At 63.0% G+C, this 19,784-nt stretch carries 17 protein-coding genes; 12 read left to right on the top strand and 5 right to left on the bottom strand.

Going from position 1 to position 19,784, the window contains the following annotated elements:
- Window positions 1–4: 4 nt before the first annotated feature.
- The 3 genes from J2T60_RS10580 to ubiK form a co-directional block, all read right to left on the bottom strand.
- Window positions 5–1,537, bottom strand: coding sequence for a YifB family Mg chelatase-like AAA ATPase (locus tag J2T60_RS10580; protein ID WP_253449709.1), 1,533 nt, complete (start codon window positions 1,535–1,537; stop codon window positions 5–7).
- Window positions 1,538–1,698: 161 nt separating this feature from the next.
- Window positions 1,699–2,649 (bottom strand): DUF4097 family beta strand repeat-containing protein, encoded by a 951-nt coding sequence (locus tag J2T60_RS10575; RefSeq protein ID WP_253449707.1) that lies wholly within the window; start codon window positions 2,647–2,649, stop codon window positions 1,699–1,701.
- A 128-nt stretch (window positions 2,650–2,777) separates the two neighbouring features.
- A complete protein-coding gene (gene ubiK / locus J2T60_RS10570; protein WP_253449704.1) occupies window positions 2,778–3,032 on the bottom strand; it encodes a ubiquinone biosynthesis accessory factor UbiK in 255 nt (84 codons plus the stop codon).
- Window positions 3,033–3,235: 203 nt separating this feature from the next.
- Here ubiK and glnK point away from each other — a divergent pair, with 203 nt between their 5' ends.
- Together glnK and J2T60_RS10560 are read left to right on the top strand one after the other, a co-directional pair.
- Complete coding sequence (gene glnK, locus J2T60_RS10565; protein WP_253449701.1) at window positions 3,236–3,574, top strand: P-II family nitrogen regulator; 339 nt, start codon at window positions 3,236–3,238, stop codon at window positions 3,572–3,574.
- Between the two features lie 8 nt (window positions 3,575–3,582).
- Window positions 3,583–3,981 carry a DUF4124 domain-containing protein gene (locus J2T60_RS10560; protein ID WP_253449699.1) on the top strand — a complete coding sequence of 133 codons (399 nt, stop codon included), beginning with the start codon at window positions 3,583–3,585 and terminating at the stop codon, window positions 3,979–3,981.
- A gap of 24 nt (window positions 3,982–4,005) precedes the next feature.
- Here the strand turns inward: J2T60_RS10560 and speE are convergent, their stop codons facing one another.
- Entirely contained in the window at window positions 4,006–4,878 is an 873-nt protein-coding gene (gene speE / locus J2T60_RS10555) for a polyamine aminopropyltransferase (protein WP_253449697.1), read from the bottom strand.
- Window positions 4,879–5,008: 130 nt separating this feature from the next.
- Between speE and speA the strand changes: the two genes are divergently transcribed.
- From speA to J2T60_RS10505, 10 genes are read left to right on the top strand one after another with little or no spacing between them, the layout of a single operon-like run.
- Complete coding sequence (speA, locus tag J2T60_RS10550; protein ID WP_253449694.1) at window positions 5,009–6,904, top strand: biosynthetic arginine decarboxylase; 1,896 nt, start codon at window positions 5,009–5,011, stop codon at window positions 6,902–6,904.
- Between the two features lie 11 nt (window positions 6,905–6,915).
- Complete coding sequence (locus J2T60_RS10545; protein WP_253449691.1) at window positions 6,916–7,803, top strand: NAD(P)-dependent oxidoreductase; 888 nt, start codon at window positions 6,916–6,918, stop codon at window positions 7,801–7,803.
- On the top strand, window positions 7,800–8,867 hold the full coding sequence (locus J2T60_RS10540) for a sensor histidine kinase (RefSeq protein ID WP_253449688.1): 1,068 nt from the start codon (window positions 7,800–7,802) through the stop codon (window positions 8,865–8,867). Before J2T60_RS10545 ends, J2T60_RS10540 begins: the two co-directional genes overlap by 4 nt.
- Window positions 8,868–8,879: 12 nt before the next feature.
- Entirely contained in the window at window positions 8,880–9,623 is a 744-nt protein-coding gene (locus J2T60_RS10535) for a LytR/AlgR family response regulator transcription factor (RefSeq protein WP_253449684.1), read from the top strand.
- 33 nt (window positions 9,624–9,656) lie between these two features.
- On the top strand, window positions 9,657–10,592 hold the full coding sequence (gene hemC / locus J2T60_RS10530) for a hydroxymethylbilane synthase (protein ID WP_253449681.1): 936 nt from the start codon (window positions 9,657–9,659) through the stop codon (window positions 10,590–10,592).
- Complete coding sequence (locus J2T60_RS10525; protein ID WP_253449678.1) at window positions 10,582–11,433, top strand: uroporphyrinogen-III synthase; 852 nt, start codon at window positions 10,582–10,584, stop codon at window positions 11,431–11,433. Before hemC ends, J2T60_RS10525 begins: the two co-directional genes overlap by 11 nt.
- A complete protein-coding gene (locus tag J2T60_RS10520) occupies window positions 11,426–12,622 on the top strand; it encodes a uroporphyrinogen-III C-methyltransferase (protein WP_253449675.1) in 1,197 nt (398 codons plus the stop codon). Before J2T60_RS10525 ends, J2T60_RS10520 begins: the two co-directional genes overlap by 8 nt.
- Window positions 12,622–13,866, top strand: a complete 1,245-nt coding sequence (locus J2T60_RS10515; RefSeq protein ID WP_253449672.1) for a heme biosynthesis HemY N-terminal domain-containing protein — start codon at window positions 12,622–12,624, stop codon at window positions 13,864–13,866. The genes J2T60_RS10520 and J2T60_RS10515 overlap by 1 nt, the downstream gene beginning before the upstream one ends.
- 9 nt (window positions 13,867–13,875) lie before the next feature.
- On the top strand, window positions 13,876–14,757 hold the full coding sequence (locus J2T60_RS10510; protein WP_253449669.1) for a Rossmann-fold NAD(P)-binding domain-containing protein: 882 nt from the start codon (window positions 13,876–13,878) through the stop codon (window positions 14,755–14,757).
- 56 nt (window positions 14,758–14,813) lie between these two features.
- Window positions 14,814–19,082, top strand: coding sequence for a hybrid sensor histidine kinase/response regulator (locus J2T60_RS10505; protein ID WP_253449666.1), 4,269 nt, complete (start codon window positions 14,814–14,816; stop codon window positions 19,080–19,082).
- Here the strand turns inward: J2T60_RS10505 and J2T60_RS10500 are convergent.
- Window positions 19,079–19,708 carry a nucleotide-binding protein gene (locus J2T60_RS10500; protein WP_253449663.1) on the bottom strand — a complete coding sequence of 210 codons (630 nt, stop codon included), beginning with the start codon at window positions 19,706–19,708 and terminating at the stop codon, window positions 19,079–19,081. The genes J2T60_RS10505 and J2T60_RS10500 overlap by 4 nt on opposite strands.
- Between the last annotated feature and the right edge of the window lie 76 nt (window positions 19,709–19,784).

The following is a 19,784-nucleotide window of genomic DNA, read 5'->3' as shown; positions in this document are numbered from 1 at the left end:
GGTTTCAGGCGTCCATCGCCGGGTCCGGGTTCGTGGCTTCTCGACGATCCAGGCTGCGATACTGAATGGCTTCCGCCACATGGCCGGCATGGATCCCCTCGAGGCCTTCCAGGTCGGCCAGGGTTCGCGCCAGGCGCAGGATGCGATGGTAGGCCCGCCCGGACAGCCCAAAGCGTTCGGTGGCCTGTTCGATCAGCTGCCCGCCCGCCGGATCCGGCACACAATGGGCAGCAATACCCCCATTGTCCAGGGCCGCATTGAGACAGCCTTGCCGCTGTTGTTGACGCTGGCGGGCGGCCATTACACGTTCGCGCACGGCCGCGCTGGATTCCCCCGGGGGCGCGTCTGGACGCAGTAATTCCCGTTCCGGGCGCGGCACACTCACCTGCAGGTCGATCCGGTCCAACAGGGGGCCCGATATCCGATTGCGGTAACGTTCCACCTGTTCCTCGGTGCAGCGACAGGCCTTGATAGGGTCGCCCTGGTAGCCGCAGGGGCAGGGGTTCATGGCCGCCACCAGCTGGAAACGGGCCGGGAAGGTGGCACGGCGTGCAGCCCGGGAAATATGAATCTCGCCACTTTCCAGGGGCTCGCGCAGGACTTCCAGTACCTTGCGGCTGAATTCCGGCAACTCATCCAGGAACAGCACCCCACGGTGGGCCAGGGAGATTTCCCCGGGACGTGGTTGCGAGCCGCCCCCTACCAGGGCGACCCCCGAGGCCGTGTGGTGAGGGCAACGGAAGGGGCGTATCCGCCATCGAGCCGGGTCCAGGCCTTCACCGCTTACCGAGGCCACGGCGGCGGCTTCCAAAGCCTCCCCGTCATCCATTTCAGGGAGGATGCCGGGCAGGCGGGCGGCGAGCATGGATTTGCCGGTACCGGGCGGGCCCAAAAACAGCAGCGAATGGCCCCCGGCCGCCGCCACCTCCAGGGCCCGCCGTGCCTGGTGCTGGCCCCGCACATCCTCAAGATCCGCCACCCGGGCCGGCTTGTCGGCCACGGCCGGTTCCGTCTTGGGCAAGGCACTGTCCTTGATCAGGGCATTGGCCACAGTTAGCAAGTGGTCCGCTACTCGACTGTCGGTCTCGGCGGCCAGGGCCGCTTCACTGCCATTACCCTCGGGAACCACCAGTTGCTGGCCGGCCGGTCCGCAGGCACAGGCAGCGGGGAGAACGCCATTGACGGGGCGCAAGGTACCTGACAAGGAAAGCTCCCCGAGGAAGCAATAGGCCTCCAGCGCATCCGCTGGAATCTCGCCTGCCGCCGCCAGAATACCCAGTGCAATGGGCAGGTCGAATCGCGCTCCTTCCTTTGGGAGATCCGCGGGTGCCAGGTTGACCACCACCCGCCGTCGAGGAAATTCGAAGCCGGCATTGCCGATGGCCGCCTTGACCCGGTCCCGGCTCTCCCGCATGGCGGCATCCGGCAAGCCGACAATGGACAGCGAGGGCAGGCCCCGGGCGATGTGCACCTCCACCCGCACCTCCGGCGACTGGATTCCCAGCAATGCCCGTGTTCGAACCGTGGCTAGACGCATGCCCTCCCCCCATTCTTGTTGCTCGTTCAGCCGGGAAGGATTTTGCCAGTCCCATCACGGTGCTGCTGTCCGCTGTAAACGCCCTGTTTTGTAGGAAAAATATGGCAAGCACGAAAAAGGGCCACCGGAAGGTGGCCCTGTAAGGAGCAGCTCAGCCGCCATTACGGTTGCTGGCGTTCGATGTCACCCACCCTGGCATTGTCATCGATCTCCAGCTCGACCCGGTGGTCCAGCAGCAGCCTGCCGTGGATCTCACTGTCTCCATCCACCCGCAGGACCGGCGTCTCGCCGTCATAGTCGGCAGGCAGCAGAATCTTGACCTCGCCGTCCACCACACTGGCGCCGCTGAGCTCGATATTGCCGGCATCGGCATAATTGCTGCTTCTGCCCCACCAGAGGAAGCCACCGCTTCGCTGCCCGCTGTCGGCGTCTATTTCGATGGTCACATCGCCCTGTACATGGCTGCCGGACTGGAGCGAGATGTCGCCGCCCCGACTTTCCACGTCGCGCCCCACTTCCGTGCCGATAAGACGAATGCTGCCGTTCCGCGTCCGAATGGACTCGCCCACCCGACTGTCCTGTGCCAGCTCGATGCGTCCGTTGCGGCTCTCGATCGTTTCCCCGATGTGGACATTCTGCTCGACGGTGATGGCGCCGTTTCGGGTGATGAGTCCCCGTTCCACTTCGCTGTCTGCGCCGAGGGTGAGCGAGCCATTGCGGCTGTCCAGTGAGCGCACTCGACTGTTTGGGCCCACCTGGACGCTGCCGTTTCGGGTTTCAATGTCTTCGCTGCGGGTACCGCTACCCAGAGTGATACTGCCGTTGCGTGTGCTCAGGGAACGAAATTCCCCCTGGTCGCCGACCCGGATATGGCCGTTGCGGCTGCTCAGGTCTCGGGCGGTGACCGAGTTGCCCAGGGTGATGCCCCCGTTGCGGCTGTTGATGTTGCCCTCCACCTGGATCTCATTGCCCAGGCGAATAGGGCTGTTACGGGTCTCCAGGTTGCCCTTGACCTCGCTGCCGTCGTCCAGATCGATGGCTTCATGGGCGGCAGCGGGGCCTGCCAGCAACAGGCCGCCCAATAGACTCAGTGCCAGATAGTGCTTGACCATTCGCTTTCCCTCCGGGATATGGTGTTCAGAATAGCAATACTGCTGTTATAGTTCACCAAATCACCTAAGTCAAGTACGTCTGCTATCGAATGCGGTGGTTGGGCGTTATGCCTTGGGGGCAAGTTCCCTTATGTATCCCGGGATTCCTGCTCCAGGGTCTCCAGGCGTTCACTCAGGCTCTCCAGCTTGGCCCGGGTTCGGGCTAGGACCTCCGACTGGGCATCGAATTCTTCCCGGGTCACCAAATCCATGCGCGACAAGGCGCCCTGCAGGACTTCCCGGAAGTTTTTCTCTGCATCGCTATGCAGGTGACGCAGGCCTTCGGGCAGGCTGCCGGCCAGCTGCCGGGCCAGTTCGTCGAGTTTGCGGGGATCGAAAGCCATATTCCCTCTCCTTTGCCGTTGGTATCGGCCACATGGGCCACCCGGCCATGATCGCTGGGGTCTGCTGGATCAGGCGTCTCTCAGTATAAAGCCAATCCCCCATCCCCGGATATTGTCGGCTTCGTCCAAGCCTTGCTTGCGAAACCGGGACAGAGTTCGCAAAATGAACACACCCTGTTGACAATCTCCGGAGCGTTGAATTTATGAAAATGGTGGTGGCGGTCATCAAGCCTTTTAAACTTGATGATGTAAGGGAAGCGCTGTCGGAAGTGGGGGTCCAGGGGATCACTGTGACCGAGGTCAAGGGTTTCGGCCGACAGAAGGGGCATACAGAGCTCTATCGTGGTGCCGAGTATGTGGTGGATTTCCTGCCCAAGATGAAGATCGAGGTGGCGGTTGCCGACGACATGGCCGAATCGGTGGTGGAGGCCATTACCGACGCCGCCCGAACCGGCAAGATCGGTGATGGCAAGATCTTTATCTATGAACTGGCCCAGGCAATCCGTATTCGCACGGGCGAGACCGATGGCGATGCACTATAGGGGGCATCATGAACAGGCGATTGTTGATAATTGGAATCTTTCTTTGCCTTCTGGCAGGCAGTCTTTCCGCTCAGGAGGTCTATCGCTGGGTAGACGATGAAGGCAATGTGCACTTCACCGATACACCGCCGGAAGATGAACGTGACAGCGAGCGGGTTCAGATTCGCAGCGGTCCGGCCGCCCTGGCCGAGGAAGAGGATGAAGACGAGGATGCTGATAGTGACCGTTCGGGACCCCGTCTGAGCGAGGCCGAATGCGAAGGCATGGAAGAGCGCCTGGCCGAGTACCGCGACGCCGATGTCCTGTATCGAATCAATGACCAGGGTGAGCAGGAAGAGCTGGAAGCTGAAGTGGCCCAGGCTGAGATGGACCGCCTTCAGCGCCAGATTGATGACTATTGTGACTAAGACTTAGGGCCCGCCGTTTACGCCTTAGCGCGCCATGGCCTGACAAAAGAAGGGGGGCATGGCCAGCGCACCGGCATGCACCTCGGCTGAGTAATAGCGTGTCGGGAAGCGGCGCTTTGCTGCGTCTCCCCGCCGGAACTGTTCCAGCCCCTGATCGCCTTTGCGGGCCATGGTGGCCGACCACCAACCGCTGGGGTAGGTGGGCTGGGGGAATTGCAGGGTATGCAGCTGATCAAAGCCGCCGTTACTCATGGCTTCCCGCATGGATTGGATGAGGTCCAGATGCAGCAGGGGAGATTCGCTCTGCTGAATCAGTATCCCGCCATCGGCCAGGGCCCGGTAGCACTGGGTATAGAAGGCGCGATTGAACAGGCCTTCACCGGGGCCCACCGGGTCGGTGCTGTCCACGATGATTACATCCAGGCTGGCATCCGGAGCCTGACGCATCCATTCAATGCCGTCATCAAATAGCAGCCGGGCCCGCGGATCGTTGTTGGATTCGCAGAGTTCCGGGAAATACTGCTCCGACAAGCGTGTTACCCGCTCGTCAATGTCCACCTGGGTCACCGAGTCCACCGTATCGTGGCGCAGGACTTCCCGCAGACTGCCGCAATCACCCCCGCCGATGATGGCCACCTGGCGTGGCCGGGCATGGGTGAACAGCACGGGGTGGGTCATCATTTCGTGATAGACGAAGTTGTCTCGCTCGGTGAGCATCACGAAACCGTCAATCACCATCAGGTGACCGAAGGATTCGGTTTCGTAGATCTCCAGGAACTGAAAATCGCTTTGTTCCTCGTGCAGCTTCCCGCGTATACGCAGCTGCAGCCCCATGCCGGCCTCGTCGGCCCGTTCGGTGAACCAGCGGCTATCATCCTGCTTTTCTTCAATACCCATCATCGACTCCCGAAAGGCCTTGGCCTGTCACCTTATGGCTGCCGGATTATACGCAAGCCACGCCAAAGGCAACACTTCGTTACAATCAAGGCCACGGCCCGTGATAATAGCAGCGCTAACAGGAATGCTCATGTCTAATACACCGTCCAGTTCCGATTACCCAGCGGCGGATGTCTATGCCATTCAACGATGGGGTGATGGCTATTTCAGTGTGGACGGACAGGGCGCGCTTCGGGTCCATCCAGATCGCCAGGGACCGGGGGTGAGTCTGCCGGCGGTGATCGCGGCCTTGCACGAGGCGCAGCTTCAGCTGCCGGTTCTACTTCGCTTTCGCGGTATCCTGCGCGATCGGGTGGATCGGCTTTGCCAGGCCTTCGAGCAGGCCCGTGCCCATGACGACTACCAGGGTCAGTACACGGCGGTGTACCCCATCAAGGTGAACCAGCAACGGGCCGTGGTGGAGGAGATCGTGAGTCATGGCGGTGAACGGGTCGGACTGGAGGCCGGGTCCAAGCCGGAGCTCATGGCGGTACTCGGGGTGGCGCCGGTGGGCTCGGTGATCATCTGCAACGGTTACAAGGACCGGGATTATCTGCGCCTCGCCCTGATCGGTGAAAAGCTGGGTCACCGGGTGTATGTGGTGGTGGAAAAGCTCTCGGAACTGGGTATGCTGCTGGACGAGGCCCGTGCCCTGGGCGTGAAACCACGGATCGGTATTCGGATTCGCCTGGCCAGTGTGGGCAGCGGCAACTGGCAGAACACTGGTGGCGAGAAGTCCAAGTTTGGCCTGTCTGCCACCCAGTTGCTGAGTGCAGTGGAACGCCTGCGTCAGGCGGGTATGGCTGATTGCCTGAAGCTGCTGCATTTCCATCTGGGTTCCCAGCTGGCCAACATCCGGGATATCCAGCGAGGCCTGAGGGAAGCCGCTCGTTTCTACGCCGAGCTCCACGCTCAGGACGTGCCGGTGGAAATCATGGATGTGGGTGGTGGCCTGGGGGTGGATTACGAGGGCACCGCCTCGCGCAGTTACTGCTCAATGAATTACAGCCTCGCCCAGTATGCTCAGGCCATTGTTCGCACCTTCTGGGAGGTTTGCCAGGAGGCTGATCTGCCCCATCCCCATATCATCAGTGAATCCGGCCGTGCCCTGACCGCGCAACATGCGGTCCTGGTCACCAATGTGGTGGACTTGGAGAGCCCCTCCCGTCAGTCCCCCCAGGCACCCGAAGAGGAGGCGCCCCTGATCATCCGGGATTTGTGGGAGTTGTATGAGCAGGCCGGGCAGCGGCCTGCGGTGGAGGTCTATCACGATGCTGTGCATTGGCTGAGCGAGAGCCAGAGCATGTACACCCATGGTGTGCTGGGCTTGCAACGGCGAGCCCAGGCGGAGGCCCTGTATCAGGCCATTTGTCATCGAGTGAAGGATCGGCTAGAGCCCCATATTCGCCATCACCAGGAGCCCCAGGACGAGCTCAACGAGAAGCTGGCCCATCGCCTGTTCTGCAATTTCTCCCTGTTCCAGTCCCTGCCGGATGTCTGGGCCATAGAGCAGGTCTTTCCCATTCTGCCCATTAGCCGATTGAATGAGCCCTTGACCGAACGGGTAGTGATCCGCGATCTGACCTGCGATTCGGATGGGCGCGTGGATCGCTATGTGGATCAGCATGGCCTGGAATCCACCCTGCCATTTCCCGAACCTTGCCGCGAGGATCACATTGCCTTTTTCATGGTAGGCGCCTATCAGGAGATACTAGGTGATATGCACAACCTGTTCGGCGATACCGATTCGGTGGATGTGGAAGTCAGCGGCGAGGCCTTTGGCTTCAGCGGTGCCGAACATGGCGACCGTGCTGATGCCCTGCTGCGCTACGTCCATTTTGATCCCGACGCCCTGCTGGCCAGTTATCGGGACAAGGTGAGCAAAGCTGGGCTGGCCGAGGCGGAGCAGCAAGACCTCCTGGCGCATATGCAGGCCGGTTTGCGCGCCTACACTTACCTGGACAGTTTCGACGATGTCGAATCCTAAGGAGAATGGATATGCAAAATGGCAAATGCGGATTCATCGGACTGGGCAGCATGGGCTGGCCCATGGCGAGGAATCTGCAAAAGGCCGGCCTGCTCGGGGCGGTGTGGAATCGCAGTCCAGAAAAGGCCCGGGATTTCGCCCGGCAGTATTCGGTCACCGTCGCCGAGGATCCCGCCGAACTGGCTCGAAGCTGTCAACTGATTGTTACCTGTATCAGCGCCGATTCGGACCTGGAGGCAATGGTGACGGCCCTTCTGCCGGCGCTGGGGCCGGATCATGTGGTGGTGGATTGTTCCACCGTGCGTCCCGCAACCGCCCGCAGCGTGGCCAGCCGAATTTCGGAGGCCGGAGCCGGTTTTCTGGATGCGCCGGTGTCCGGGGGAACCGAAGGGGCCGAGCAGGGTAGCCTGTCCATGATGGTAGGGGGCGATGCCGATGCCCTGGTGTTAGCCCGGGGCCCGCTGGAGGCCATGGCCTCCAGCATTATCCACATGGGGCCGGCGGGCAGTGGTCAAGCCACAAAGGCGGTCAATCAGGTGGCCGTGGCCGGGGTCAACCAAGCCGTGAGCGAAGCCATGGCCCTGGCTGAAACCCAGGGCCTGGATGCCGACCGGGTAATCCAGGCCCTGTCCGGCGGGGCCGCCGATAGCTGGTTTCTGCGCAAGCGTGGACCCAATATGCGTAACGGGGTCTATCCTTTGGGGTTCCGGGTCAGCCTCCATGACAAGGATCTGGCTATCTGCCAATCCCTGGCGGCGGAACAGGATGCGCAGCTGCCCATCGTGGAGATGACGCGGCTGCACTATCGTCGCTTGATGGATGCCGGGCATGGCGATGAGGACGTCTCCTCCTTGCACCGCATCAAGCAGGCTCAGCTTTCGGGGGAATCCGAATCGTGATCCAGGCATTGCAAGACAGGCGCCAGGCGGACAGCGAGTTCCTGCCGGACTTCTGTGCTGCCCCCGTACTGCTGGTAGTGGTTCTGGCGGCCCAGCTGTTGGCCTTCCTGCTGGTGCTTGCCCGGGGCTTTGTGGGCATGGGTTTCTGGATCGACCTGGGTGTCATCTCTCTTTTCCTGCAGTGGATTGCGCTGAGCAGCGCGGCGCTGATCTGTGCCATGCGGGCCTGGCTGTCACGACTGTCTGGGCCCCAGGCTGCTACGCTGGCCTATGTGGCGCTGGTGAGCGCGACCTTGGCGCTGTCCGTGGTGGCCTGGCTGGTGGCCGAGCGCTCGGGTTTGGGTGTGGACTGGACGCCGGATAACGCCTGGGTCTTTCTGCTGCGCAATACCGCCATTAGTGCCATCGTCAGCGCCGTGGTCCTGCGCTACTTTTATGTTCAGCACCAATGGAAGGAGAATGTGCGCCGGGAAGCGGCCGCACGCATCGAAGCCCTGCAGGCACGGATTCGACCGCATTTTCTGTTTAATAGCCTCAATACCGTGGCTGCCCTGATTGCCATCAAGCCGGAACACGCCGAGCGAGCAGTAGAGGATCTCTCGGATCTGTTCCGTGCCAGCCTCACCGATGATCCGGATGGGGTCAGCCTGGCTGACGAGATTGCTCTGGCGGAACGTTATCTGCATCTGGAGGCCCTCCGGCTGGGGGATCGCTTGGTGGTGGAATGGGATGTTGAGAGCGGTTCCCTGGATCAAGTTCGGGTGCCCAGGTTGATCATTCAACCACTGGTCGAGAATGCCGTCTATCATGGGATAGAGACCCGGCCGGATGGCGGGCGGGTCGAGGTCGTGGTTCGGGACCGGGGGGGTTGGGTGGAAGTGGTGATTCGCAATCCCTTGCCCGAGGACGTGGACCGGAAGTCCACCCGGGAAGGGCATCAAATGGCTCTGAACAATGTCAGTCAGCGGCTCAGCCTGAGTCTGGGCCATGAAGCTCGGCTGGAAACGGAACGAAGTGACGGGGCGTTCATCACCCGCCTGCGTCTGCCCAAATTGCAAGAATAAGGGGAATCGCGCATGAAGGTCCTGATCGTCGATGACGAAGCCCTGGCCCGGAGCCGTATCCGTCACCTGATCGAGGGCATGGATGGCTGGGAAGCGGTGGGCGAGGCCGGCAATGGCCGGGAGGCCTTGGACATGTTTGCCAAGACCGGTGCGGATGTAGTGCTACTGGATATCCGCATGCCCGGCATGGACGGTCTCAGTGCCGCACGCCAACTGGCTGAGCTGGATGCCCCGCCCGCGGTGATCTTTACCACCGCCTATGATCGATTCGCCATGGAGGCCTTTGAAGTGCAGGGGGTGGATTACCTGTTGAAACCCATTCGCGCCGAACGCCTGCACCAAGCGCTGGAACGGGCTGGAAAGCCCAGCCGGGCCCAGCTATCCGCCTTGGAACTCAAGGGCAACAATCAGGGTGGGAGCCGCAAGGGGCGAGCGCATATTCGTGCCCGTATGGGTGACCAGCTCCATCTGATTCCCATTGAAGAGGTGCTTTTCTTCCGCGCAGAGCATAAATACGTGGTGGTTCGGCATGTGAACGGCGAAGTCCTGGTGGAGGAGCCTTTGAAACAACTGGAAGAGGAGTTTTCCGACCGTTTTCAGCGCATTCACCGCAATGCACTGGTGTCGGTGGCCCAGGTTTCCCGTCTGGAGAAGATTGGTCGGGGACGTTTTCGTCTGCACCTGCGGGATTGCGATGATTGCCTGGAGGTCAGTCGCCGCATGTTGCCTTCGGTACGGGAACGCCTGGGCTTGTAGAATGGGGCTCCATCCAAAACGGAAAATACTTTAATGGACCGCCTACGCATTGCCACCCGCCAGAGCAAGCTGGCTCTCTGGCAGGCACAATTCGCCGCTGATGAACTTTGCAAGGCTCATCCCGGGCTGTCGGTGGAGCTGGTACCGCTCTCCACCCGGGGCGATGAATTCCAATCCGCGCCCCTCTCCCAGATTGGCGGCAAGGGGCTGTTCATCAAGGAGCTGGAGCGCGCCATGCTGGCCGGTGAAGCGGATATCGCCGTGCATTCCATGAAGGACCTGCCGGCCCATCTCCCCGAGGGCTTCCTGCTGCCTTCGGTGCTGCCCCGGCACGATCCCCGCGATGCCTTTATTTCCCAGCGCTATGCCAGCCCTGCAGAGATGCCGGCGGGGGCAGTACTGGGCACCTCCAGCCTGCGTCGGCAATGCCTGATGAAGCAGCAGTATCCCCAATTGACCGTCCGGTTCCTGCGGGGCAATGTCCAGACCCGCCTGTCCAAGTTGGATGCCGGCGAGTACGACGCCATTATTCTGGCGGCCTCCGGCCTGGACCGCATGGGCCTGGAAGGCCGGATTCGCCGCCGGCTGAGTCCGGAAGAATCCCTGCCCTCGGTGGCTCAGGGAACCATCGGGATGGAATGCCGGGCCGATGATCATGAAATCGCCGATTTGTTGCGGGCGGTCAATGACCCCGATACCTGGACCCGCACCCTGGCGGAGCGGGCCATGAATGCACGTCTCAACGGCAGTTGCTCGGTCCCGATTGCCGGCTTCGCCCAACTGGCCGATCACTCCATTCATTTGCGCGGCATGGTGGGTTGGCCCAACGGCGAGACCGTGATTCGTGCCGAAGCCCGGGGCCCGGCCGATGATCCGGAAGCCGTGGGTGATCAGGTAGGTCGGGAGATCATCGAGCGTGGCGGCCAGGAAATCCTCGATCGACTTGCCGATGAAGGCCATGGCGCCTGAATCGGAACCTGGACCAGGCCGGAGATTACAGGGTGCCGGGGTGCTGGTGACCCGTCCGGCCCATCAACAGCAAGCCTGTCTCCGTCATATTCGGGCAGAGGGCGGTGAACCGTGGTCATTGCCGCTGATCGAGATCGAGTTTCTGAATCCCGCACCCCAGCACATCTCCGGCTGGGACGCTCTGAGTGATAATGATTGGCTGGTGGCGGTAAGCCCCAATGCCGTGACGGCGCTGCAGCGATGGGTAGCGGATCGTCGATTGCGTCTGCCGGCATTGCGCTTTGCCGCTGTGGGTGAAGGCAGCGCACGGGCCCTGGAAGCGGCCGGCTGGCCCGTCTCGGCTCGACCCCGGCGGGGCGACGGTGCTCAGGCCTTGCTGGACAGCCCCGGCTTTCAGCCCTTGCCCGGGCGGCCGGTAGTGCTTGCTCGAGGGGAAGGGGGGCGTCGCGTCTTGGATGAGGGCCTGACCCAGGCCGGGGCGACGCTGGTGGACTTGCGGCTGTATCGACGGCGCCGTCCGGCCCTGGGTCTGAGTGCCTTGCGCCAGGCCCTGGCGCAAGCACAATGCCAGTTACTATTTTTGACCAGCGGTACTGCCCTGCAACATCTGATGGACGCCAGCGACAGCGCCTTGCGCGAGCAGCTGCAATCCCTGGCAGTGGTGGCCCCGAGCGAGCGTGTGTTAAAACAGGCGCAGACAATGGGCTTTCATGGCCCGCTGCTCGCTGCTTCCGATGCCAGCGATCAGGCCATGGTCGAGCGGGCTGCCCAATGGTGGCGGACCCAGGAACAGGCCATGGGGTCTGGGGTAGACAGGACAACAGGACCCGAGCATGACTGATAAAGGCGATAAGCAGAAACACGATAAGCAGAAACAAAAGACACCGGCCGATGAGGGTGGGCATGATACGGCCTCGTCGCAAGCGGCCCATACTGGCAAGGGCAAAGGGGCAGGCGGGGCCGAATCCACTGCCAAGACGGGCTCGGCCCCCCGGCAGCGCGCCGCGAAGACCGGAGGACGCGGGGCGGCCTTGGCCACGACCTTGTCTCTGATCACCATTGTTTTGCTGGCCGGCTTGATGGCCGCGGCCTGGTGGGGCTGGGCTTGGCTGGATGAACGCCTGGAGCGGCTGGATGCCCTGGAAAGCCAAGTACAAGATCAGCAGGACGCTCGCGAAGAGCAGCGCGAACTGGCTCAGCGGCTGCCCCGTCTCTCCGATCAGCTCTCTGATCTGGAAGACGATCAACGCACGGCAGAGCGTGCGCGACAGGATCTGGAAGACAGCATCGGCCGCCTGGACCAGCGAACCGAATCCCTGCGGGATTTCATCGATGCCGGGCGTTCGGCCTGGCGGGTAGCTGAAGTGGAATATTTGCTGCAGTTGGCCAATGCCGAGCTGCAGCTGGCAGGTCGGCATGACACCGCGGATGCCGCCCTGGCCGCCGCCGATCAGCGTCTGGCGGCCCTGGCCGACCCGGGCTTCACCCCGGTCCGTGAGGCCATTGCCCGGGATCGGGAACGGCTGCGGGCCGCCGAGGATGTGGATATCTCCGGCGCCACGCTGACCTTGGGCAGTCTGATCGAGCGGGTTCCGGCCCTGCCCATCGAGCAAGGCCTCATTCGCGGGGAAGCGGCGGTGGAGCAAGTCCCGGAGGATGCCCAGCGATGGTGGCAACGGTTGCGCGAACGGAGCAGCGAGATTTTCAGTGACCTGGTGACGGTGCGTCACGATGATGTGGCGGTACGGCCCCTGCTGGCACCGGAACAGGAGTATTTTCTGCGCCAGAACCTGCAGCTGAGCTTGGCCACGGCCCGTCTGGCCCTGCTGCAGGAGCAGCCCGAGGTCTGGCGTGCCAGCCTGGACGAGGCCCGTGATTGGTTGGCCACGTATTTTGACCCCGAGGATGAGGCGGTGATTGCCACCGACGAGGCCCTGAGTGATCTGGCTGAAAGCCGTATTCGCCGGGAACGTCCGGATATATCCGCCTCCCTTGAACGCCTGCGCGGCATCCGGGAGACGAGAGACTGATGCGCCGTCTGTTTGCCTTTCTGCTTCTTCTGCTGGTGGCCATTGGCCTGGGTTTGCTGCTGCGCGCCGATAATGGCTATGTCCTGCTGAGCTGGGGCAGCTGGAGCGTGGAAATGAGCCTGGCTCTGTTCGCCATCTTCCTGGTGGTGGGCCTGTTCCTGCTGTTTGTCATTGTTCGTACCCTCCGTGCCATCATGCGCCTGCCCCGGCGACTGCGGGGCGGCATGTCCGGCTGGCGCCGTCGCCGGGCCCGGCAGGGCCTGACCCAGGGCTTGATCGACCTGGCCGAAGGCCGCTGGCAAGCGGCGGAGCGAGGGCTTGGCAAGTGGGCCGACTACAGCGAGACACCCCTGATCAATTACCTGGCCGCCGCCCGGGCGGCCCAGTTGCAAGGGGGGCATCGGCGTCGCGATATCTATCTCAAGAATGCCTATGAGCAGACGCCCTCCGCTACCCTTGCGGTGCTGCTGACCCAGGCGGAACTGCAATTGGGCCACGGCCAGCAGGAACATGCCTTGGCGACCCTGCGTCGGTTGCAGGAGCTGTCCCCCGGCCATCGTTTTGGGCTGCGCATGCTGGCCCGCGCCTATCAGCAGGTGGGTGACTGGTACTCCCTGCATGAAATCCTGCCCCAGCTTCGCCGCAAGCATGTTTTCCATGAGCAGGAAATGAACACCATCGAACGCGACTGCTTCCGGCGCCTGCTTCGACAACGGGGCGAGGAAGGTAATCGCGAGGCGGTGGAGGCGGTCTGGGCCAAGATGCCGCGTCGCCTGCGACGTGACGCCGATATTCAGCTGGCCCGGATCCGGGCCCTGCTGGCGGTGAATGCCCAGTCCGATGCCGAGCATGCCATCGAGGACGGGCTCAAGCGGCATTGGCAGTCCGACATGGTGGTTTTGTACGGCACCCTGTCCGGGGGCGACCCGGCCCGTCGGCTGAAGCAGGCAGAGACCTGGCAGAAACAGCATCCCAACGATCCCATGCTGCTGCTGACCCTGGCACGGCTCTGTATCGTCAATGAACTGTGGGGCAAGGCCCATCAGTATCTGGACGACAGCCTGGCCCTGGAGCCACGACCTGACAGCTATGAGGAACTGGGCCGATTGCTGGAGCACCTGGGTGAACAGCAAAAGGCCGGTGTGGCCTATCGACAGGGCCTGGAAATGGCCGTCAAGCACAAGGCCGAGACACCGGGCGCGAAGATGCCCATTGTGCCCCGTCCGGCCCGGGCACAGGACTGAGCATCCGCCATGGCGTCTGCTCCCCTGCTGATTATCGGCTGCGGTGCCAGCGGCCTGGATCTGGCCCAGTACTGCCTGGCCCAAGCACACCGCCCGGTCATTGCCCATTGCCGTCGCATTGAGCGGGCCGCCACCCTGGAGGCCCAGGGACTGACGGTCTGGCGCCAGGATCTGGACCAGGCGGACGGCGCCCTGCCGATTCTGCCGTCGGGGGGCGATTTGGTCTGGCTGGCGCCGCCGCCCCGCCAGGGAGACGAGGATAGCCGGCTGCGCCAATGGCTGCCCCGTTTGCTGGCGCAAGGGCGGTTCAGGCGTTTGCTCTATGCCTCCACCACCGGTGTCTACGGGAGTCAGCTAAGCGGCTGGGTGGATGAGACCGGCGTCACCGAGCCGGATAGCGAACGGGGTCGGCGCCGTCTGGATGCCGAGCAGGTGGCCTTGACCGAAGGACAAAGGGCCGGGGTTGACGTGATTCGCCTGCGAATCGCCGGGATCTATGGTCCAGGGCGGCTGCCGCGAGCGCGCTTGGAGGCCGGTCGGCCCATTACTCCGGAACTGGCGGCGCGGCCGGGGAACCGGATTCACCAGGCGGATCTGGTCATCAGCCTGTACCAGGCCTTGATCCAAGGGCGGGACGGGGCGGTTTACAACGTTGCGGATGGGTATCCGGCCCCATTTGGGGATTACCTCGATGCCTGTGCCGATGCCCTGGGCCTGGCGAGACTGCCGCGTGATGAAAATGCCGGAGATGATCCCGCGGCGGCCTTTCTTGCCCGCGGGCGTCGGGTTGACAATCGCCGTCTGCGGGAGGAATTGGGCGTGTGCTTGCGTTATCCGGATTTTCATCAGGGCATTGAAGCCAGTCTCGCCAAAGGCGACCATGCCGATTGATTCTGCTTGCCGCCTGTAATGGGGCATAGTCGGCCATGCGTCCAGGGGGAGGGGGCATGATTTTGGGAAGTGATTGCCTGACAAGACGAGTGGCCACTTGGGCCATCTTGCTTGTGGTTCTGTTGTTACTGCTGGCCAGCCCCCGGGCCCAGGCGGAGGCCGACTCCCCCATTCCCGTTTTCCTTACCCTGGATGCCTGGGACGGTCTCCCTGCCAATGCCGTGGAGGCCTTTCATCAGGACCGCCATGGTTTTATCTGGATCGCGACCCAGTCGGGCCTGGCCCGTTGGGATGGTCACCGGATCAAGACCTTTCGCCATGACCCGGGCAATCCCGATAGTTTGCCCGGCAATCACGTGGAGGCCATTGCCGAGGACAGTCGAGGCGGCTTGTGGATCGGTACCGTGAGCGGCGGTGTGGCCCGAATCGATCCGGCCAGCGGTGCCGTGCAGCGGGTCGGGGAATCCCAGGGCCTGGCCAGCAATCGGGTGCTGGATATCGCGGTGGGCCCGAATGACAGGGTCTGGGTGGCCCACCCCGGTGAGGGCCTGTCACTCATCGATGCCGAAACCCGTTCAGCCCGAGCCCATCGTCGTGCCTGGGGCGAGGATGGCCGCCGCCAGGGCGCCTCTGCCCTGCTGGCCACGGAACAAGGGTTGTGGATCGGTGGCCCCCGGGGTCTGGATTTCATGGCCTGGCCCTCAGGCCAGCCGGTCTCTAAACTGCTGCCAGCCCCGGAGGCCATAGCCGACCCTTCGGCTTTCTACGGTATCAATGCCATCCATGAGACGCCGGACGGCGCCATTTTGGCCGCCGGTGTGAGCGGTGTCTGGATCCGCCCATCTGGAGGTGCCGGCTTTGAACAGGTGGAGATGCCCCTCCCGGAGGCAGCCACCCCGTCCTTCAACGGCGTCACCAGTGATGCCGACGGCCGCATCTGGCTGACTTCCCGCCATGGCCTGTTCCACGGCGATGGCCGTCATTTTCACCATATCGAGCCGGATGATCATCCCGACAGCCTGCCCAGTCGTGTCCTCCGGACCGTGTATCGAGACCGCCAGGGTCTGCTTTGGCTGGGCAGTGAGAGTCGCGGGGCCATTCGCCTGCTTCAGGCGCCAGCGGGGATGAGCGTCAGTCCCTTGGCCCATCAGGAAGAGCCGGTATCGGCATGGGCGGTTACCGAGCACGCCGGGCAGCTCTGGCTGGGAACGGAACGTCACGGAGTATTGGCCCTGGATGATGCCGGTGAGGTGGCCGCCAGCAGACTGCATGATCCTGTCAGTGGGGTGGGTGACAATATCTGGTCTCTGGCCTCCGGGCGCCAGGGCCTGTGGGTGGGGACCGACGACCTGGCTCTGTATTACTTCCCGGACGGCGATGAGCGTGGTCAATTGCGGAATCAGGCTTTGGATGAATTGGATCCTGCCCGGGCCGCTGCACTCTGGGATCTGCTCGAAGATCGGGCCGGGCGGCTCTGGATCAGTACCAATGGGGATGGCCTGCACCGCTACGATCCCGGTGACGGCAGTTTGCGTGTCTGGCGGGCCGCTGGGCAGGGTCGTCATGGGCTTGGTGATGACCGGGTCACGGTGTTGATGGAAGATCCGGCTGGTCGGATCTGGGTAGGCACGGAAGGGGATGGGCTCTATGTCTGGATGCCCGAGGCGGATCGCTTCCGGCACATTCCCACCGGCCCGGAGTCCCTGCTCGGTTCGGTGGTGGAGGCCCTGGCCTATGACAGCCGTGGCCGCGTCTGGGTGGGCAGTTACGATGGGGGCCTGACGCGATTGTCTCCGGATGGCGAGATGGAGGTTTTCGGTGCCAATCAGGGCCTTCCTAGCGACAGTATTATTGCCCTGGAAGTGGATGATCAGGACCGGGTCTGGGCAATGACCGATGCCGGCCTGGCCCGCATCAGCGCGGACGGCACTGTCACCCGTCTCGGTCTCACAGAAGGGGTGCCCGCGCTGAGCTTTCACGCCGGTGCCCATGGTCAGAGCCCGTCCGGGGCGTTGCTATTTGCCGCGGCCGAAGGCCTGCTGTCCTTGCATCCAGAGCAGGTTGAATTCTCAGACCAAGCGGCTCCGCTCCGGCTCACCGGCCTTCGGGTGATGGGGCAGGATCGTTGGGGCCCGGGCCGAAGTGATCAATCCAGCGGGGACAATGGTCAATCGTCCGCGGCCATCTGGCAGGACGACGAGCTTGTCCTCAACCACCATGAGCCGGCCTTTTCGGTGGATTTTGCCCTGCTGGATTACCGCGACCCTGGGGCGCAACGCTATCGATACCGTCTCGACGGTCTGGACCGTGACTGGCAGTACGTGGCGGCGGACCGGGCCCAGGCTGCTTATACCAATCTGCCACCCGGCCATTATCAACTGGAGGTCCAGGTCATGGGTCGCGAGGGGGGGTGGCAGGCTCTGGAGCAGTCATTGGCCGTTCACCTGCCGCCACCCCCCTGGCGGAGTACGGCCGCCTACGCCGCTTATGGCCTTGCGACCTTGTTGCTGTTGATCAGCGGGGCTTGGTTCTGGCATGAACGCAGCCGCCGTGAGGCGGCGCTGCAGCAAGAGCGTCGGGAACGCCAGTGGGTGAGCCAGCTGCATCAGATGGCCCGGTGGCTTGGTGAACCCGCCGACCGAAACACTCTGCTTGAGCGCTTTCTGGAGCAGCTGTTGGAAATCCTGCCGGTGGAGGCGGCCACGGTGCGTCTGGAGCGCAGTGCTTCCTTGCCGCCCCTGCGCGTCAAGCGTGCCCGCCCCGGCTGTTCGGGATTGAGCAGTGACGATCAACATCTGGTTTCCCTGCCTCTGGCGACTCGCCGCCGCCGCCTGGGTCTGTTGCATGTGCGGCCCCAGGCAGGCCATGCCTTTAGCGAACGGGACAAGCTGGCCCTGGCTGCCACGGCGGACCAGGCCGCCCAGGCCCTGGATACGGCATTGCTGGTGGACGAGGCGGATGCCGCCAATCGGGCCAAGTCCTCCTTCCTGGCCAAGCTCAGCCATGAGATCCGTACCCCGGTGAGCGGCATGCTGGGCCTGGCCGGACTCTTGCTACGGGAATCCCTGGAACCGCGCAGTCGCGATTACGCCCAGGCGATTCAGAGTTCCGGTCAGGGTCTGATGGCAATTCTCAGCGATATTCTCGACAATGCCCGCCTGGAAGCCGGGCGCATGGAAATCCATCCCGCTCCCTTTGATCTGGTGGCTGCAGTGGAAGATACCGCCGCCCTGCATGCCGCCAGCGCGGTTCAAAAGGCCGTCCCCGTGGTGACCCATGTCAGCCGGGAGCTACCCCGGCGGGTCATTGCCGATGAGGTTCGCTTTCGCCAGATTCTGGGTAATCTGCTGAGCAATGCGGTCAAATTCACCGAAAACGGTGCCATCACGGTGGAAATGGACCGCTACGACGCCAGCCGATTACGCCTGACGGTAAGCGACACCGGCCCCGGCATGAGTGACGAGGCGGTCGAGCGCCTGTTTCAGCCCTTTTCTCAAGTGGAGAGTAAGCGAACCGCTGAGGGTAGTGGTCTGGGTTTGGTGATCTGCCGCGAGCTGGCGCGCCTCATGGGGGGCGATATTCACCTGGATACGGCCCCCGGCGATGGAGCCCGTTTTGAGGTGATCTTTGCGGCTGAAGACGATGGCGGTGAACGGCGGATCACGCAATGCCGCCGGGAGATTACCGTTTTGGCTAGCCCGGGACCGGCCGCTGAACTCGTTGCCATTCGCCTGGCCGAATCCGGTCTGAAAACCCATCTGGAAACCGCGGCCACGGCCATGGTTCGGGATGCCGATGATATTCGCCTGGTCTGCGACTCGCAGGGTGTGCGCTTGGAGGACGATCGGGACTATCTGGACTGGCCGGTGCGAGAGGATCGCCTGGCTGCCCTACTGGATCGGGCCGATGGATTGTCGCCGGAACACCTGCCTGAAGGGTTTGAGCACCATCTGCCCCCGCCAGGCCGTGGGCACCGCCTTCTGGTGGCCGAGGATAACCCGGTCAATGCCCGGGTGGTCAGTGACGTACTGGCCACTGAGGGCTATCAGGTGGTGGTGGTGGAAAGCGGCGAAGCAGTGTTGGAAAGCCTGAAGACGGACAGCTATGCCGCAGTACTCATGGATCGCTACATGCCCGGAATGGACGGTCTGGCCACCACCCGGGCCCTGCGACGGCAGGGTTACCAGGAATTGCCCGTGATCGGGCTTACGGCCGCCGATGCCCCCGGGACGCATGAGGAATGTCGCCGGGCCGGCATGAACCAGGTGGTGGTCAAGGATGGCGATCCCGGCCCCTTGCTGGCCGCTTTGCGGGCCTTGATCTAGGGCCGGCTGCGGGCCGAATCCAGCCATTCAATGATGGGATCCCACTGCTGCCAGTCCTTGTAGCTCATATACGGCGCCATTTCCCAGACGCCCAAGCCCCGGTCGAAGGCGCGGACATAGTTCTGGGTATCCCGCAGGGCGCCGATATAGGGCACACGTTGCTTCTCGAGAAAGCGGTAGAGCGCGGCGGTGATGCGGGTATGGTCCTTGGCCCGATTACCCACCAGCGCCGCCTTGAGCTTGCCGTAACGGGCGTGGTTGCGCAGCTCCTTGACGAAACGGGTACTGGCCTCCATGTCCACCGGCGAGGGCAGCACGGGGATCAGCAGGGTCTCCACCCGCCGCAGCAGATCCGTCAGTTCCGGGCCGCGGGCCCCGGCAGGGGCGTCCATGATGACCATATCCGGCTGGCCCATGGCCTTGAGGCCTTCCTCGTAGGCGGGCAGACCCCGAATTTCCGGCTGATCGGCCGGACGCCGTTCCAGCCAGTCCATGCTGGAACGCTGGGGATCGAAATCCGCCAGCACCACATTTTCGCCTTCCCCGGCGTAATAGGCCGCCAGATTGGTGGCCAGGGTGGTCTTGCCCGAACCGCCCTTGGGATTCAAAACCATGATATGGCGCATGCCCACTCCTTTTATGCTTCGGACTTGGCTGGAAAGTATAGATCATTGAGAGAGAAGCCTGGTTGGGTCAAGTCAT

It is taken from the genome of Natronospira proteinivora (assembly GCF_024170465.1).
GTDB classification, from domain to species: domain Bacteria; phylum Pseudomonadota; class Gammaproteobacteria; order Natronospirales; family Natronospiraceae; genus Natronospira; species Natronospira proteinivora.
This window is presented reverse-complemented; position numbering and strand designations above follow the sequence as displayed.